This window comes from Pseudomonas entomophila (assembly GCF_013523125.1).
GTDB classification, from domain to species: Bacteria; Pseudomonadota; Gammaproteobacteria; order Pseudomonadales; family Pseudomonadaceae; genus Aquipseudomonas; species Aquipseudomonas entomophila_B.
Genome location: NZ_JAAMQJ010000040.1, coordinates 12,693 through 29,058 on the forward strand (window position 1 = coordinate 12,693; position 16,366 = coordinate 29,058).

A 16,366-nucleotide genomic window follows, 5' to 3' on the forward strand; every position below is an offset into this window, starting at 1 on the left:
CGGGTCACCCGTGGGGAATCTCGATTCGCACCTGCCGGCCCGCCTGCTGGTAATGCCGGTGCAACAGCTCGGCCAGGCACTGCTTGGCCTGCAATTCCCCATGGATCAAGCGGATTTCCGTCGGCCACTGTGCCATGCGCGTCACCCACCCGACCAGGTCCGCCTGGTCGGCATGGGCCGAATAGCCCCCGACGCTGTCGATGCCCGCCCGGATGTCGACGCGCTCGCCGTCCAGCAACACGTAACCGCCCTCGGGACCATAGGTCTGGATGTCATGCCCTGGCGTGCCCTTGACCTGATGCCCGACGAACACCACGTTGTGCCGTGGATCGCCCAGCAAGGTCTTCAGGTAGCGCACGATCCGCCCCCCCGGCACACATGCCGTTGCCGGCGATGACGATGGCCGGGCGCGCGCTATCGGCCAGGTGCCGGACGATGCGTTCATGCTCGGCGTGGTCATCCACGATCACCAGCTGCCTGAACGAAAACGGCCTGCGGCCTTCCTGCTCCACCCGCTGACGGGCCGGTTCATCCCAGAAGTCGCGCAGTTCTTTGTAGACCTGGGTGAAGCGTCCGGCCAGAGGGGAATCGAGGATGATCGGGATCTCCGGCCAGTCGATGTCCGGCGCCGTGCTCGCCGTGTCGCGGGCCGGACCCGGTGCCTCGGCGGCCGCACAGCGTTCGTGCAGGATGGCTTCCAGTTCGTAGAGCAGGTCCTGGGTGCGGCCGATGCAGAACGACGGGATCAGCACCGTGCCTTGGTCGGCCAAGGCGCGTTCGATGACCGTCTGCAAGCGCTCGCGCCGATGGCGGCGGTCTTCGTGGCAGCGGTCGCCATAGGTGCTTTCCAGGATCAGCAGGTCGGCCTGTTCGGGCGCTTCCAGGTCCGGCAGAAGCGGCGAATGCGAGGCGCCCAGGTCGCCGCTGAAGACCACCCGCTGCTGCGCGTCCGGGTCGGTGAACTGCAGTTCCACGTAGGCCGACCCCAGCACATGGCCGGCCGGTTGCAGACGCAGCTGGCAGCCCTTTGTCGGGGCGTCGTGCAAGGTGAACCAGGTGCCGTAGGGCAAGGCGATGATGCGCTGTTCGATGACCTTCAGGTAGCGCTCCAGCGCCTCGGGATCACGGCTGATCGCCAGGCGAAACGCGTCTTCCAGCACGATCGGCAGCAAACGGGCCGACGGTTCGCTGCACAAGATGGGCCCGTCGAAGCCAGCCGCCAACAGGTTGGGGATGCGCCCGACATGGTCGAGGTGCACATGGGTCACGATCAGTGCCTTGATCCCGTCGACGGGAAAGCCCAGAGCCAGGCGATCCTCCTCGTCATCGCCGTGGTCTGCCCCCTGGAAGGCACCGCAGTCGATCAGCACACTGTGCTCGGCATCGAGCCAGAGCTGGTGGCAGGAACCGGTCACGCCTTCGTGACCACCACGGTGAACGAGCGTGGGAGACGTCATCGGGTTTCCTTGGCCGGCGCCCTGCGCTGGCAGTAACCTGCGGTTGAGGGTGCGTGCCAGCCTTGCGCCCTGGAGAAGCGTTCGGCCCGCTGGCAGGGCGCAAGTTTCCACGCCTCGCACCGGGATCGGCCCAACGGTCGATGCGATGGAACACGGCGGCCTCTGCGTCCTCAGACGACCATACCCACAGGAGAACAGCATGAATCAGACAGCCTTGGTCGTCGGTGCCAGCGGTATCGTCGGCAGCGCCCTCACCCACCTGCTGGTCGAGCAAGGGTGGCCCGTCACCGCCCTGTCGCGCCATCCGGGCCAGCAACCTGGCGTGACCCCGTTGGCCGCCGACCTACAGGACCCGGCTTCCCTGGCAACCGCCCTGGCCGGCCAGCAGCCGACCCATGTGTTCATCACGACCTGGTCGCGGCAGGCCACCGAAGCCCTGAACATCCAGGTCAACGCCGCCATGGTGCGCAACCTGCTCGACGCGCTGCGCCCCACCAAGAGCGTGCGTCACGTCACCTTGGTCACGGGCCTGAAACACTACCTCGGGCCCTTTGATGCCTACGGCAAAGGCCAGTTGCCCCACACGCCGTTCCGCGAAGACCAAGGTCGCCTGGACGTCGAGAACTTCTACTACGCCCAGGAAGACGAACTGTTCAGCGCTGCCGAGCGTGACGGCTTCACCTGGAACGTGCACCGTCCGCACACGGTCACCGGTGTCGCGGTCGGCAACGCCATGAACATGGCGACCACCCTCGCCGTCTACGCCACCGTGTGCAAGCACCTGGGCCGCCCCTTCGTCTTCCCAGGCTCGCGCGTCCAATGGGACAGCCTCACCGACATGACCGACGCTCGCCAGCTGGCGCAGCAACAGCTCTGGGCCGCCACCACGCCAGCGGCCTTCGACCAGGCGTTCAACGTCACCAACGGCGATGTATTCCGTTGGAAATGGATGTGGAGCAGGATCGCCGAGTACTTCGGCCTGGAGGCAGCCGACTATCCCGCGCAACTGTCGCCCCTGGAAACGCAGATGGCCGACGATGCGCCGACCTGGCGTCAGATCGCCGAAACGAACGGCCTGCAGGAGCCTGACATGAATCGACTGGTGTCGCCCTGGCACACCGATGCCGACCTGGGGCGCCCGATCGAGGTGGTGACCGACATGTCCAAGAGTCGACGCCTGGGCTTCACGGCCTACCAGGCCAGCGACCAAGCGTTCTTCGACGTGTTCGATCAGTTGCGTGCGCAACGCCTGATTCCCTGAGACACCCTGGCGCGCCCGCCGAGCGCCGGCCAGGCTCAGACCTGCCGCCGCCCCGCCGGCGCCGGTCGGTTGAGGTAGACGGCGTCGAGCTCGCTATGACGCAGCCCCTTGGCCGGGTTCCAGTTCGCCGAGGTGTGGATGTAGCGCGAGGCCAGCAACTGCCGCTCCTCCAGCGTCAACGCCGCTGCTTGGCGCTCCCCCAAGGCGAACGCGTGGAGCTTGTCGGCAAGCGGGCGCACCTCCTCCGGCAGCGTCAGGCGCGTGTCCTGCTCATCGATCGCCATCATGGGCACCCCAGCACGCCGCGCCCTGGCATGCATGATGCGTAGCGCGACACGGGACAGGTGCCCTTGCACCTCGCGCTCGCGCAGCACGGCTGCGTAAACCTGTTTTTCCGCCGGCTCGTCGCCCCGTCCACGCCGCGACGTCAAGGCGCGCTCCCACGTCACCAGGCGGGTGCCAGGCATCGTCTCGAGCAGTGCGGCCACTTCGCGATACGCAGCGGTCTGTTCCACGGGGGTGGTCACAGGCACACGGTTCGACCGCGGCTTGCACATCAGCACGCGCTCTTGCAGTGACGGCGGATATCCACCCCCGACGTCCGAATGCGCGCCCGGCAGCACGATGTCGTTCGCCGTCGGCACCAGCGGAAAGTGGTAGCGATGCTCATCGCCGGCGACCAAGTGCACCACCTGCTCCGCCACGCCTGGTGCGAGCGTCAGGTCCAGGCCGCCCCGGTCATCGTCGAAGGGCGCCAGGACAGCCACGACCGTGTCGAACAGTCCGATGAAGCCGATCGAGACCGTACAGGCCACGCCGACCTGCTCGAACAGGGTGCGTGCGAACCGGCTCTGCTGGCCACGGTGCAGGTCGTTGGCCAGGTGCCGGGCGGCAGCCGCGCCCCGACTGAAGCCGAACAGGTCGACCTGCAACCGGAGAGGCTGGCCGGCGGCCGGTACCCGAGAGTGCCGCGCCACCTGACCGGCCAGCGCCTGGCTGGCCTGTTCGACGCGTTCGACAACCCCGGTGCGCCCGCGTCCGGTGGCCTGACTCCAGAACGAATCCGCCTGCCGCTGGGTCGTGCCGACGCCCTCTACGTACAACCGCTCGACCCTCTGCGCCCCAGCGAGTGGCTGGGGCGTGGACCGGTACAGGTCGTACAGCAGCGCGACATTGGTCAACGCATTGGCGTAACTGTTGCCTTGTCTCTCGACAGGCAGCCCTTCGACTGCCTCGAGACTGTTGATGCGATTGTTGCCCGTGCCATCGAAGAATACGCCGATGCGCAGCGTTTCAGGATGACCTGATGGTCGGTTCATGCTCATGCTTCCTTGGACTAAAACGCCATGGAAGGCAGCGTCGCGTCCTGTGTGAATCGGCGCATGAGCATGCGAAGGCTGGAAAAATGGACGCGACGCCTGCATGGCCAGGTGTTATTTGTCTGTCGCCATTGGTCGGCAGGGGGGCGGATGCATTAAAGTAGCCACCCTTGCCTGTGCGGTGGTTCGCCAACCCATCCCGGCGCTCAACCAGGAAGTCTCGACGATGGAACACCGTGAAGCGCTCGTGGCGCTGCGCACCTTTCTTTCCACCCAGATCCTCGGTCAGGAAAAGCTCGTCGAGCGCCTCCTGATCGTGTTGCTGGCCGACGGCCACATGCTGGTCGAAGGGGCACCGGGGTTGGCCAAGACCAAGGCGATCAAGGAACTGGCCGAAGGCGTCGAGGCGCAGTTCCACCGCATCCAGTTCACCCCCGACCTGCTGCCGGCCGACATCACCGGCACCGAGATCTATCGGCCGGAAACCGGCAGCTTCGTGTTCCAGCAAGGGCCGATCTTTCACAACCTGGTACTGGCCGACGAAATCAACCGTGCGCCGGCCAAGGTGCAATCGGCGCTGCTCGAGGCCATGGCCGAACGCCAGGTCAGCGTCGGGCGCAGCACCTACGACCTGTCGCCGCTGTTTCTGGTCATGGCCACGCAGAACCCGATCGAGCAGGAAGGCACCTACCCATTGCCCGAGGCGCAGCTCGACCGCTTCCTGATGCACGTGAAGATCGGCTTTCCCGATTCGGCGGTCGAGCGCCGCATCCTGCAGCAGGCGCGGGGCGAGGCGCTCAATGGCGAGACCAAGCCGGAGCGCCGGGTCAGCCAGCAGGCGATCTTCGCAGCACGCAAGGACATCCTCGGCCTGTACATGGCCGATGCCGTGGAGGAGTACCTGGTGCAGCTGGTCATGGCCACGCGCACCCCGGCCAAATTCGATGCCGACCTGGCCGACTGGATCGCCTACGGCGCCAGCCCCCGCGGTTCCATTGCCTTGGACCGGTGCGCGCGAGCCCATGCCTGGCTGGCCGGGCGCGATTTCGTCAGCCCCGAGGACATTCAGGCGGTGCTGTTCGACGTCTTGCGCCACCGCGTCATCCTGTCTTTCGAGGCCGAGGCGGCCGGTGTCGATCAGGACCGCGTGGTACAGCGCATCCTCGACGTCGTGGCCGTCGCCTGAGCCCATGCCCACCTCACCGCCAGCCGAACCCGGCATCCGCATCGGCCTTGCCGAGCTGATCGACATGCGCCATCGCGTGCGCGAGATACAGCTGTTCGCCCGGGCCGGCCAGCGCAGCCCGCTGGTCGGCCTGCACCATTCGCGACTGCGTGGGCGTGGCGTGGACTTCGACCAGGTGCGGGTCTACCAGGCCGGCGATGACGTGCGCAACATCGACTGGCGAGTCACGGCGCGTACCCAGGAGCCGCACACCAAGCTGTTCCATGAAGAGCGCGAACGGCCCATCTTCATCCTGGTCGAGCAGAGCCAACGGCTGTTCTTCAGCTCGGGGCTCAACTTCAAGTCGGTCCTGGCCGCCCAGGCGGCGGCGCTGTTCGGCTGGGCCGCGCTGGACCACAATGACCGGGTCGGCGGCCTGGTGTTCGGTGACACCGAGCATTATGAAATCAAGCCGCGCCGCAGCAAGCAGAGCCTGTTGCAGCTGCTCAACCGACTGGCGCGGGTCAACCAGTCGCTGCACACCGAAGCCGTGCCGCACCCGGACAACCTGGGCCTGGCCCTGCGTCGCGCGCGCGAAGTGTTGCGCCCTGGCAGCCTGGCCATCGTGGTCTGCGACGAGCGCGCCCTGAGCCCGGCGGCCGAACAGCACCTGAGCCTGCTGTCGCGGCACTGCGACCTGCTGTTGATGCCGATTTCCGACCCCTTGGACCATGCGCTTCCTGCCGCCGGCCTGCTGCGCTTCGCCCAGCGCTCGGCTCAGCTGGAGCTCGACACCCTCGACGCGCACCTGCGCCAGACCTATCGACAACAGGCCGAAGCACGCGTCGAACGCTGGGACACACTGGCGCAGAAGCTGCGCGTGGTGCTGATGCCCCTGAGTACACAGCGCGAGATGCTCGACCAGTTGCGCGACTACCTCTCCGAACAGCGCCCGAGGCGTGCACCATGAGCCCACTGGAGCAATTGCAGCCGCTGATCGACCCTGCACCGGTCAGCGCCTGGCCACCTGCACCAGGCTGGTGGGTGCTATCGGCGCTGATGCCGGTACTGGTGTGGACGGCATGGCGCGTGTACCACAGACGGGTCCGGCGCCTGACATCACGCCCGCTCGCGCAGGCCGAGCAGCCTCTTGACCCGATCCGTGTGGAAGCGCTCGCCGAGCTGGCGCGCCTGCCGCGCCCCTACGACGGCGCGCCGGCCGGCGCCTGGCTGCAGCAGATCAACGCACTGCTCAAGCGCCTGTGCCGCAACCACTACCCGGATGCCAACAGCCATACGCTCAACGGTCGCCAATGGCTGGCCTTCCTCGACAACCGCTGCCCCGCCGCCGGGCTGACCCGCTGGATGATCCTGGTCGAAGGCGCCTACAAGCCGGAATGCAAGCTCGACGACAAGGCCATCGCCGGGTTGGGCAACGCCGTCGATACCTGGATCCGCAAGCATGTTTGACCTGGCCTGGCCGTGGATCCTGCTGCTGGCACCGCTGCCTTGGCTGGCACGGTGGCTGCTGCCGCCTGCCGAGAGCGGTGAGCCGGTGCTCAAGGTCGGCTTCCTGCCCGAGCTCGAACGCCTGGCCGGCCGTCGTGCGCGCCTGAGCCTGCCGACCTGGCGCCAGCAGGCGCCGTTCGTGATCATCTGGCTGCTGGTGCTGCTGGCCACGGCGCGGCCCCAGTGGCTGGGCGAACCGGTCCCGGTGGCCGCCAGCGGCCGCGACCTGCTAGTGGCCGTCGATGTGTCCGGTTCGATGGATTTCCCCGACATGCAGTGGCAGGACGAAGACGTCAGTCGCCTGGACCTGGTCAAGGCACTGCTGGGCGATTTTCTCCAGGACCGTGAAGGCGATCGCGTCGGCTTGATCCTGTTCGGCAGCCAGGCTTACCTGCAAGCGCCCTTGACCTTCGATCGACGGACCGTGCGAGCGTTTCTGGATGAGGCACGGATCGGTATCGCGGGCAAGAACACGGCCATCGGCGACGCCATCGGTCTGGCGGTCAAGCGCTTGCGCGAGCGTCCTGCGACCAGCCGGGTGCTGATCTTGATCACCGACGGCGCCAACAACGGGGGCCAGATCCACCCATTGACCGCTGCGCGCCTGGCGGCCCAGGAAGGCGTGCGCATCTACACCATCGGTATCGGCGCCAACCCTGAAACCACCGGTCAGCCCGGCCTGATCGGGCTGAACCCGAGCCTGGACCTGGACGAAGCCACCTTGCGTGAAATCGCCACGCTGACCCAGGGCAGTTACTTCCGGGCCCACGATGGCGTCGAACTCGATGCGATCGGCGAGACTCTCGATCGTCTCGAACCCGTGGCCCAGCAACCAACCCAGACTCGGGTGGCCAAGCCTCTGTATGCCTGGCCTCTGGCATTGGCGTTGCTGTTGAGCGTACTGCTGGTCGGCAGCAGCCTGTGGCCCGAGCCGCTGCTGCAACGCCTGCTGCGCCAGGGTCGCCTGCCTGCGCCGTTGGCCCGTGCCTACGCACGCCTGGTCACGAGGAAACGCCCATGATCGAGGTCTGGCCGCAATGGCTGCGTCCGCTGTGGTTATTGGCGCTGCCGGCGCTCGTCTGGCTGCTGGTCAAGCTGTGGCACCGACGCAAGCGTGCCGGTCGCTGGCAGATGATCGTGCCGGCGCGTTTCCATGCCGTGCTGCTCGGCGGCGGCGATGGCAGCACCAGCAAACTGCCCTGGGTGGTGCTGGGCCTGGCCTGGCTGCTGACCCTGCTGGCCCTGCTCGGGCCCAGCTGGCAACGTGTGGAAGACACCCATCAGCGTCCGGCCGACCCGCTGGTGATCCTGCTCGAACTGACGCCGCAGATGCTCGCCGAAGACACCGCGCCCAATCGTCTGCAACAGGCCCGGCGCAAGATCCTCGACGTACTCGAGCATCGCCGTGACAGCCAGACTGCGCTGATCGTCTACGCCGGCAGCGCGCACGTGCTGGTGCCGCTGTCCGACGACGTGGCCACGACGCGCAACCTGCTCGAGGCGGTCGACCCGTCGATCATGCCGCAGGCCGGGCAGCGGGCCGACCTGGCAGTGCGCAAGGGGCTGGCGCTGCTGGCGCAGAGCGGGCTCGGGCAAGGACGGCTGCTGCTGGTCGGCTCCTCCCTCGATGACCACGAGCGTCGCGGCATCCTGCGCGCCCTGGGGCGTCAAGGCCCGAGCCTGCTGATGCTGGGCATCGGCAGCAGCGCCGGTGCGCCAGTGCGCCAGGCCAATGGCGAGTACCTCAAGGATGCCCAGGGCGCGATTCTCGTACCACGCCTGGACGGCCGGAGCCTGAAGGCGTTCGTCAACGCTACCGGCGGGCGCTACCGGCATGCGCGCATCGACGACCTGGACCTGCGCGGCCTGGGGTTGTTCGACGACCCTCGTGCCCTGCACAGCGAAGGTCAGCTGCTCCAGCTCGACAGCTGGGCCGACCAGGGTCACTGGTTGCTGCTGCCGCTGCTGGGGTTGATGGCCTGTGCCGGTCGGCGCGGCTGGTTGTTCTGCCTGCCGCTGCTGCTGGCCCTGCCCCAACCCAGCCACGCCTTCGGTTTCGATGACCTCTGGGCGCGTCCGGACCAGCAAGGCCAGCACCTGCTGGAGGCCGGTCGTCCCGGCGAAGCCGCACGGCATTTCCGTGACCCGGCCTGGCGCGGTGTGGCCTTGTACCGGGCCGGTGACTTCGCTGGCGCCGCGCGTGAGTTCGCCAAGGGGCAGACGGCACAGGCTCACTACAACCGCGGCAACGCACTGGCCCGTGCGGGCGACCTGGAGGGCGCGCTCGATGCCTACGATCAGGCATTGGAGCTGCAACCGGACCTGCCGGCGGCACTGAGCAACCAGGCCATGGTGCAAGAGGCGCTCCAGGCCCGCGACGCCCAGGTCCAGGCCGACGCTCAGGCGGCGCAGCAGCATACGCCCCCGGACCGTGACAACCCGGGCAACAGCGGTTCGCCCAGCGATGCCGCCGAGGCGACGCCTGCCGAAGGCGACCCGGCCAACCGGCAAGCCACGGCCACGGGCGATCCCCAGGCCGACACGGGCCCCGACCAGCCTTCCGCTGCAGACGACACCCTGCAACCGCCCCCACGCCCCGCCGACACGGCCCTGGATGCCGAACAGCGCCAGGCCCTCGAGCAATGGTTGCGCGAGATTCCCGACAATCCGGCAGAGCTGCTGCGGCGCAAGTTCTGGTACGAGCAGCAACTGAATCAGGAACCCACCCCATGAGCCGCCTTGGCGTCGTGTTTGCCTGCCTGTGCATCTGCCTGACGGTTCAGGCGCAGTCTCTCTTCCAAGCGTCGGTCGACCGCACCCGTGTGGACGCGGGCGAAACGCTCGAGCTGACCCTCGAGAGCCAGGACGTCACCCAGTTCGGCAAGCCCGACCTGAGCGCGCTGGACGCCGAGTTCGACGTGCGCAGCACGCGCCAGCTCAACAGCCTGCACACCCTGGACGGCGAGACACGCGCCAGCACCCGCTGGATCATCACCCTGCTGCCACGCCGCAGTGGCAGCCTGCAGATCCCCGCCCTGCACCTGGGCCAGGCCAGCACCCAGCCGATCGCGCTGCAGGTGCTGTCGGCCGACCCCAGCCATGCCGGTGGCGCCGCCCCGGTGTTCCTCGACGCCACGCTGGACAGCGACGACGTCTATGTCCAGGCGCAGACCGTGCTGACCGTGCGGGTCTACCATTCGGTCTCGCTGTACGACGACAGCACCCTGAGCCCGCCTCAGGTGGAGGACGCCAAGCTCGAGCCGCTGGGCGACTCGCGGACCTTCGAGAAGGACATCAACGGGATCCGCCACGGCGTGATCGAAACCCGCTATGCCCTCTACCCGCAGCGCAGCGGCCTGCTGGACATCGCCCCCCTGACCTTCACCGCCACCGCCGCCGACGGCACAGCCACTGGCAGCCCCCGTGGCGGCCGTCAGGTGCAGGCGCGCTCGCTGCCGCTGCGCCTGCAGGTGCGGCCGATTCCCGCCAGCTACCCCGCCGACACGCCCTGGCTGCCGGCGCGCAACCTGACCCTGGAAGAACATTGGAGCCCCGACCCGACCCTGCAGCGGACCCAGGTCGGCGACTCGCTGACGCGCAGCATCAGCCTGCGCGCCGAAGGCCTGTCGAGCGCCCAGTTGCCTGCGCTGCCGGCCACCGAAGTGGCCGGGTTGCGCCGGTACCCGGACCAGCCGCAGTTGCGCAACGACGTCGGCGAGCGCGGCATGGTCGCCAACCGCGAAGAACGCGAGGCACTGGTGCCGGTACGTGCGGGGGAGCTGGCGCTGCCCGCCCAGGACGTCGTGTGGTGGAACACCCGCGAGGATCACCTGGAGCACAGCCAGTTGCCAGCGCGGACCCTGACCGTGCTCGATAACCCGGCGCTGACCGGCGACGCCCCTGTCAACAGCGCCGGTACGCCGGTGCGCCTGTGGCCCTGGCAACTGGCGACCGTAGTGCTGACCCTGAGCAACCTGCTGGTCGGCGCCCTATGGTGGCGGGCGCGCTCGCGGCCGGCCGTGGCGCGCCCGGTGCAGAGCGGACCGAGCCCACGCAGCCTGCTCGACGACCTCAAGCGCGCCTGTCAGGCCAACGATCCGCAGGCCACCCGTCAGGCGCTCGACGCCTGGGCACGCCAGCAGCCGGAAACCCTGGCCGACATGGCCGCCCGTTTCGTACCCTTGTCCGACGCGCTGGATGGGCTCAATGGCGCGCTCTACAGCGAAATCGGCCAGACCTGGCAAGGTGACGAGCTGTGGCGCGCCATCGGCACCATCCCCTCGGCCGAGCACCTGCGTCCGCCCATGGGCGACGCTGGCAGCCTGCCGCCGTTGTACCCCAAATAATCCTGGTGTGACGCCTGGCGTCGCGCCCGTACTGCATGGACCTTTCGATGCGCCTGTTTCACACGTCCGACTGGCACCTGGGCCAGAGCCTGCATGGCCAGGAACGCGACTACGAGCATGCCTGCTTCCTCACCTGGCTGCTCGAGCAACTGCGCCAGGAGCAGCCCGACGCCCTGTTGATCGCGGGCGACGTCTTCGACACGGTCAACCCACCGATCAAGGCGCAAGAGCGCCTCTACGATTTCATCGTCCAGGCCCACGCGCAACAGCCCACCCTGGACATCGTGATGATCGCCGGCAACCACGACTCCGGCTCGCGCATCGAGCTGCCGGCGCCCCTGATGCGTCGGCTGCGCACCCATGCCTTGGGACGGGTGCACTGGCTCGACGATGGCCAGCTCGACGCCGAGCGTTTGTTGATCCCGTTGACCGACGCGCACGGCACGGTCGGCGCCTGGTGCCTGGCGCTGCCGTTCATGCGCCCGGCCGAGGTCACCGGCCTGCACCTGGGTGACGACTACCTCCACGGCGTCGCCCAGGTGCACCGGCAACTGATCGCCGCCGCGCAGGACAAACGCGAGCCAAGCCAGGCGCTGATCGCCATCAGCCATGCGCACATGGCCGGCGGCAGCGTGTCCGAGGACTCCGAGCGCAGCCTGATCATCGGCAACACCGAGGCCCTGCCCGCACGGCTGTTCGATCCCTGCGTCGGCTATGTGGCCCTGGGTCACCTGCACAAGCCCCAGCAGGTCAACCGCGAAGCACGCATTCGCTACAGCGGCTCACCCCTGCCGCTGTCGTTCGCCGAGGTCGACTACCCGCACCAGATCCTCGACGTGCGCTTCGACGGCGCCACGCTCGCCAGCGTCGAGCCGCGCCTGGTGCCACGCGCGGTCTCGCTCAGGCGCGTTGGCCCGGCGCCGTTGGAGGCCTTGCTCGAGACCCTGGCCGAGCTGCCGGCGGTCGACCTGCTGGACGATCCTCGGCAGCAGCCCTGGCTCGAGGTACGGGTCCGGCTCGACGCCCCACGCCCCGACCTGCGCCAGCAGCTCGAGACGGCGCTGCAAGGCAAGGCCGTGCGCCTGGTACGCATCTACGCGGAGTACGCTGGCAGCGGCCCGGCCGATGACCCAGACACGCCGCTGGTGGAGCTGGGCGAGCTGACGCCCCAGGACCTGTTCGGTCGGGCCTGGACCCAGGCCTACGGCAGCCCGGTGGACGAGCAGGCCCTGGCCGACTTCGCCATGCTGCTGCACGAGGTGCAGCACGAGGAGGCGCAGCCATGAAGATTCTCGCCATCCGCCTGAAGAACCTGGCGTCGATCGCCGGGCCGGTGGACATCGACTTCACCGCCGAACCGCTGGCCAGCGCGGGTCTGTTCGCCATCACCGGCCCGACCGGCGCCGGCAAGAGCACCCTGCTCGATGCGCTGTGCCTGGCGCTGTTCGGCAGTGTCCCGCGGCTGGGTGCGGTATCGCGCGAGGCCAAGGTGCCAGACGGCGACGGCGACATCGCTACCTGGGACCCGCGCAACCTGCTGCGCCGCGGCACTGGCAGTGGTCACGCCGAAGTCGATTTCGTCGGCACCGACGGGCACCGGTATCGTGCGCGCTGGGAGGCCAATCGGGCCCGTGACAAGGCCAGCGGCAAATTGCAGCACAGCCGCCAGAGCCTGCACGATCTGGACAGCGAGCAGCTGTTGAGCAACCAGAGCAAGACCGAGTACAAGCAGCTGATCGAGGCGCGCCTGGGACTGAACTTCGAACAGTTCACCCGTGCGGTGATGCTGGCCCAGAGCGAGTTCAGCGCCTTTCTCAAGGCTGACGACAAGGAACGCAGCGAGCTGCTGGAGAAGCTCACCAACACCTCGATCTACACGCGCCTGGGGCAGCGGGCCTTCAGCAAGGCGCGCGAGGCCGGCGAGCGGCATGCCCAGCTCGAGGCCGAAGCCGCCCATGTGCTGCCATTGGCCGACGACCTGCGCCAGGCGCTCGACCAGCAGCTCATCCAGGCCCGCCAGGACCTGCGGGCTCACCAGGCCCGGCAACGGCAACTGGAAGCGCAGCGCGCCTGGCTGGCCGAGCAGCAACGCCTGCGTGACCAATGCGCGAGCGCAGCCGAGGCATGGCGCGAAGCCGAACAGGCCGCTCATGCCCTGGATGCGCAACGCCAGGACGTGCTGTGGCTCGAGCAGCTCGCGCCCCAGCGTCATCTGTTCCAGCGCCAGCAGGCGGTCCAGACCGAATTGGCGTCGCTGCAGGCGGCCTCGACCGCCCAGCATCAGGAACAGCAGGCGTTGGAAGCGCGTGTCGCTCAGCAGCACGAGCGTGTTCAGACGGCCCATCTGGCCGTGCAACAGGCCCAGGCCCAGGTGACGGAGGCAGGGCCCGCCTTGCGCCGCGCCTACGCAGCACACGATCACCTGCAGCGCCTGGCCGAGGAGCAGGCTCGCATGGCCACGGTCGTCGAACAGGCCGACCAGGCCGTCCGCCAGGGGCAGCAACAGCTCGATCAGTTGCAGGCGCAACAACAACGCAGCCTCGACCAGTTGGCGACAATCGAGGCCGCCCTGGCACACAGCGCCGAGCTGGACGGGCTGAGCACGGCCTGGCAGGCCTACCGCGCCCAGCTTCAGCAGTTGTTGCAGATCGACGCTCGCCTGACCCAGGGGCGTGCCGAACTTCCAGCCCTGCAACGCAACGTCGAGCACGCCACCCAGAATGTCAGTGCACGCCAGCAGGCCCGGGCGTTGCTGTTCAGCGAAGCGGATGTCGAACCCCAGGCACTGGGTGAACAACTGAGCTTGCTGGGCCCTTTGTTGCAGGACAACCGTCGACAGTTGCGCACGGTCGAAGCCGCGGCACGCATTCACGCGCGCCAGCAGGAGCTGGAACAAGACCTCACCGCGCTGCAGCAGCGTCAGGCCGAAGCACGCCAGACGCGCCAGCGACAGATCACCGAAGGCCTTGCCGCCAAGGCCGAGCTGGACACGGCCGAACAGGCCCTGACATTGACGCGCCAGCTGCTGGAACGTCAACGCCTGGCCCGCACGGCCAGCGTCGAACAGCTGCGGACGCAGCTGCAGGACGACCAGCCGTGCCCGGTCTGCGGCAGCACCGAACACCCTTACCATCGCCCCGAAGCGCTGCTGGAAAGTCTCGGCGCGCATGACCAGGCCGAGGAGCAACACGCCCAGGATCAAGTCGATCGGCTCAAGACGCGGCTAGACGACCTGCGCCTGAGCGTCGGCGTGCTCAACGGGCAGATCAAGGCCTATCAACACCAGCAGGAACAGTTGCGCGACCAGCTACAGCCGCTGATCGAACAGTTGGCCGCCGACCCGCTCTGGCCGACCCTGGAAGCCCAGGACGCGCCCGCCCGCAGCGCCTGGCTGGCCCTGCAGCAGCGCCGTCTGGAGCAGGACATCGCCCGCGACGAAGCGCGCCAGGCCGTGTTGCATGACGTGCAACGCCAAGCCGTCGTCCTGAACGAGCAGGTGCAGGCCGCGCTCGAGGCGCGTCAACAGGCCGAGCGTCAGCTCGAGCAGCAGCGGCAGGCGTTGAAGGATGACCAGCAGCGCCTGGATCAGGCCCTGGAAGCGTTCATGGCAGTCATGCCGACGGCGCTGTTGCAGGCGCTCAAGGACGATGCCGCCCAGGCCTTCCTGACGCTCGATCAACAGGTCAGCCTGCGTGTACAGCAACAGGCGCAGTACCGCGAAGAACAGCAGGAGCAGCAGGCCCGGCAAGCGCGGCTCGACCCGCTGCGCAACGAACAGCACGCCAGTCAGGCGCGTCTGCACGAGGTGCGTGAACAGTTCACGGCGCTCAAGGCGCAGGCGCACCAGGCACAGGCGGGGCTGACCGAGCTGCTGGGCCCGCATGCCAGCGCCGAGCAGTGGCAGACCCAAGTGGAAGGCGCGCTGGAACAGGCGCGCCTGGCCGAGGCCGAGGCCAACCAGCAGGCACAGCGACTGCGCGAACAGCAGGTGGCGCTGGCAGGTGAAATCAAGGCTGGGGGCGCGCGCGAAGCTGCCTTGGCCGAAGAGCGCCAGGCACTTCAGACCCAAGTCGAGCACTGGCGTGCGGCTCATCCGTCCGTGGGCGACGATCAGCTCGAGCGTTTGCTGGCGGTGGACGACGCGCAACGGGATCACTGGCGCCAGGCACTCCTGGCGGCAGACACGCGCCTGAACCAGGCGCGCATCCTGCTGACCGAACGCGAGGCGCGGGTGCAGCAGCACGCGGCGCTGTCCGATGAAGCCGCCTTGCCTGCCGACGCACTGGAGCAGACGCTTGAAACCCTGCGGGCGCAGATCGAACAACACGAACAGCACTGCGCCGAGCTGCGCGCACGCCAGGCCGACGACGATCGCCGTCGTGACGCCTACCGTGCCTTGGCGGCCGACATCGAGGCCGCCTATCAGCAGTGGCAGCGCTGGGCCCGGGTGAACGCGCTCATCGGTTCGGCCACGGGCGACACCTTCCGCAAGTTCGCCCAGGGCTACAACCTCGATCTGCTATTGCACCATGCCAACAGCCAGTTGCGTCAGCTGGCCCGCCGCTATCGCCTCAAGCGGGGCGGCAGCGCGCTGGGCTTGCTGGTGCTGGATACCGAGATGGGGGACGAACTGCGTTCGGTGCATTCTCTGTCCGGCGGCGAGACCTTCCTGGTTTCCCTGGCCTTGGCCTTGGGACTGGCGTCCATGGCGTCGAGCACCTTGCGCATCGAGTCGCTGTTCATCGACGAGGGCTTCGGCAGCCTCGACCCCGAATCGCTGCAACTGGCCATGGATGCGCTGGACGGGCTGCAGGCCCAGGGCCGCAAGGTGGCGGTGATTTCCCATGTGCAGGAGATGCACGAGCGGATCCCGGTGCAGATCCAGGTGCAGCGGCAGGGGAATGGGTTGAGCAAGGTGGAGGTGGTGGGTTAGGTCAGGAGACAGCATCACCTGATGCGCCCATCAGCAATGGGCGCTCGCTCGAGAGATCTCGTTGATCTCAAAGGAAATGATTTCAGGGTTTTGTGGGCCCTGCGGACCCAATCGCGGTCGGTCCGGCGCCCCGGCGGGGGCCGCTCAGATGACCGCGATAGCCTGCAACACCCTAGTGCGGTCTATCGCTGGCAAGCCAGCTCCCACCCAGACCTCTGTAACCTTCGATGTAGGCATGGCTGCTCAAGCAGCTTGTGGGGCTTGCCCGCGATAGCGTCCGGTCCGTCGCCGCCTGCATCGCGGGCAAACCCGCTCTCACAAGGCCCGTGACAGCGGGTCTTACAGCGGCGTGCTCATAGGGGAGCGACACCGTGGT

10 protein-coding genes and 1 pseudogene are annotated in these 16,366 nt (G+C 67.9%); 9 read left to right on the forward strand and 2 right to left on the reverse strand.

The annotated features are described in order from the left end of the window. Positions 1 to 4: 4 nt before the first annotated feature. A pseudogene (locus G7007_RS17945) lies at positions 5 to 1,457 on the reverse strand (MBL fold metallo-hydrolase RNA specificity domain-containing protein). 199 nt (positions 1,458 to 1,656) lie between these two features. On the opposite strand from G7007_RS17945, the gene G7007_RS17950 reads away from it, so the two are divergent. Beyond that, on the forward strand, positions 1,657 to 2,718 hold the full coding sequence (locus tag G7007_RS17950; RefSeq protein WP_181103834.1) for an SDR family oxidoreductase: 1,062 nt from the start codon (positions 1,657 to 1,659) through the stop codon (positions 2,716 to 2,718). A 35-nt stretch (positions 2,719 to 2,753) separates the two neighbouring features. Here the strand turns inward: G7007_RS17950 and G7007_RS17955 are convergent, their stop codons facing one another. Further along, positions 2,754 to 4,037 carry a phospholipase effector Tle1 domain-containing protein gene (locus tag G7007_RS17955; RefSeq protein ID WP_181103836.1) on the reverse strand — a complete coding sequence of 428 codons (1,284 nt, stop codon included), beginning with the start codon at positions 4,035 to 4,037 and terminating at the stop codon, positions 2,754 to 2,756. 226 nt (positions 4,038 to 4,263) lie between these two features. On the opposite strand from G7007_RS17955, the gene G7007_RS17960 reads away from it, so the two are divergent. The 8 genes from G7007_RS17960 to G7007_RS17995 are packed head-to-tail and all read left to right on the forward strand — an operon-like array spanning position 4,264 to position 15,990. Further along, on the forward strand, positions 4,264 to 5,223 hold the full coding sequence (locus tag G7007_RS17960) for an AAA family ATPase (protein WP_181103839.1): 960 nt from the start codon (positions 4,264 to 4,266) through the stop codon (positions 5,221 to 5,223). A 4-nt stretch (positions 5,224 to 5,227) separates the two neighbouring features. Next, positions 5,228 to 6,172, forward strand: a complete 945-nt coding sequence (locus G7007_RS17965) for a DUF58 domain-containing protein (protein WP_181103842.1) — start codon at positions 5,228 to 5,230, stop codon at positions 6,170 to 6,172. After that, complete coding sequence (locus G7007_RS17970; RefSeq protein ID WP_181103845.1) at positions 6,169 to 6,672, forward strand: DUF4381 domain-containing protein; 504 nt, start codon at positions 6,169 to 6,171, stop codon at positions 6,670 to 6,672. The genes G7007_RS17965 and G7007_RS17970 overlap by 4 nt, the downstream gene beginning before the upstream one ends. After that, positions 6,665 to 7,732 carry a vWA domain-containing protein gene (locus G7007_RS17975; RefSeq protein WP_181103848.1) on the forward strand — a complete coding sequence of 356 codons (1,068 nt, stop codon included), beginning with the start codon at positions 6,665 to 6,667 and terminating at the stop codon, positions 7,730 to 7,732. The genes G7007_RS17970 and G7007_RS17975 overlap by 8 nt, the downstream gene beginning before the upstream one ends. Then, positions 7,729 to 9,444 carry a tetratricopeptide repeat protein gene (locus G7007_RS17980; RefSeq protein ID WP_181103851.1) on the forward strand — a complete coding sequence of 572 codons (1,716 nt, stop codon included), beginning with the start codon at positions 7,729 to 7,731 and terminating at the stop codon, positions 9,442 to 9,444. The genes G7007_RS17975 and G7007_RS17980 overlap by 4 nt, the downstream gene beginning before the upstream one ends. Beyond that, on the forward strand, positions 9,441 to 11,057 hold the full coding sequence (locus tag G7007_RS17985; RefSeq protein ID WP_181103854.1) for a BatD family protein: 1,617 nt from the start codon (positions 9,441 to 9,443) through the stop codon (positions 11,055 to 11,057). The genes G7007_RS17980 and G7007_RS17985 overlap by 4 nt, the downstream gene beginning before the upstream one ends. 47 nt (positions 11,058 to 11,104) lie before the next feature. Then, complete coding sequence (locus G7007_RS17990) at positions 11,105 to 12,343, forward strand: exonuclease SbcCD subunit D C-terminal domain-containing protein (protein WP_181103857.1); 1,239 nt, start codon at positions 11,105 to 11,107, stop codon at positions 12,341 to 12,343. Further along, on the forward strand, positions 12,340 to 15,990 hold the full coding sequence (locus G7007_RS17995; RefSeq protein ID WP_181103860.1) for an AAA family ATPase: 3,651 nt from the start codon (positions 12,340 to 12,342) through the stop codon (positions 15,988 to 15,990). Before G7007_RS17990 ends, G7007_RS17995 begins: the two co-directional genes overlap by 4 nt. Positions 15,991 to 16,366 lie beyond the last annotated feature (376 nt).

What these genes read in the sequence shown, in the direction of transcription:
- G7007_RS17965 (WP_181103842.1), top strand. Translation starts at nt 5,228, where the DNA reads ATGCCCACCTCACCGCCAGCCGAACCCGGCATCCGCATCGGCCTTGCC.
- G7007_RS17990 (WP_181103857.1), top strand. Translation starts at nt 11,105, where the DNA reads ATGCGCCTGTTTCACACGTCCGACTGGCACCTGGGCCAGAGCCTGCAT.
- G7007_RS17960 (WP_181103839.1), top strand. Translation starts at nt 4,264, where the DNA reads ATGGAACACCGTGAAGCGCTCGTGGCGCTGCGCACCTTTCTTTCCACC.
- G7007_RS17950 (WP_181103834.1), top strand. Translation starts at nt 1,657, where the DNA reads ATGAATCAGACAGCCTTGGTCGTCGGTGCCAGCGGTATCGTCGGCAGC.
- G7007_RS17980 (WP_181103851.1), top strand. Translation starts at nt 7,729, where the DNA reads ATGATCGAGGTCTGGCCGCAATGGCTGCGTCCGCTGTGGTTATTGGCG.
- G7007_RS17970 (WP_181103845.1), top strand. Translation starts at nt 6,169, where the DNA reads ATGAGCCCACTGGAGCAATTGCAGCCGCTGATCGACCCTGCACCGGTC.
- G7007_RS17995 (WP_181103860.1), top strand. Translation starts at nt 12,340, where the DNA reads ATGAAGATTCTCGCCATCCGCCTGAAGAACCTGGCGTCGATCGCCGGG.
- G7007_RS17955 (WP_181103836.1), bottom strand. Translation starts at nt 4,037, where the DNA reads ATGAACCGACCATCAGGTCATCCTGAAACGCTGCGCATCGGCGTATTC.
- G7007_RS17985 (WP_181103854.1), top strand. Translation starts at nt 9,441, where the DNA reads ATGAGCCGCCTTGGCGTCGTGTTTGCCTGCCTGTGCATCTGCCTGACG.
- G7007_RS17975 (WP_181103848.1), top strand. Translation starts at nt 6,665, where the DNA reads ATGTTTGACCTGGCCTGGCCGTGGATCCTGCTGCTGGCACCGCTGCCT.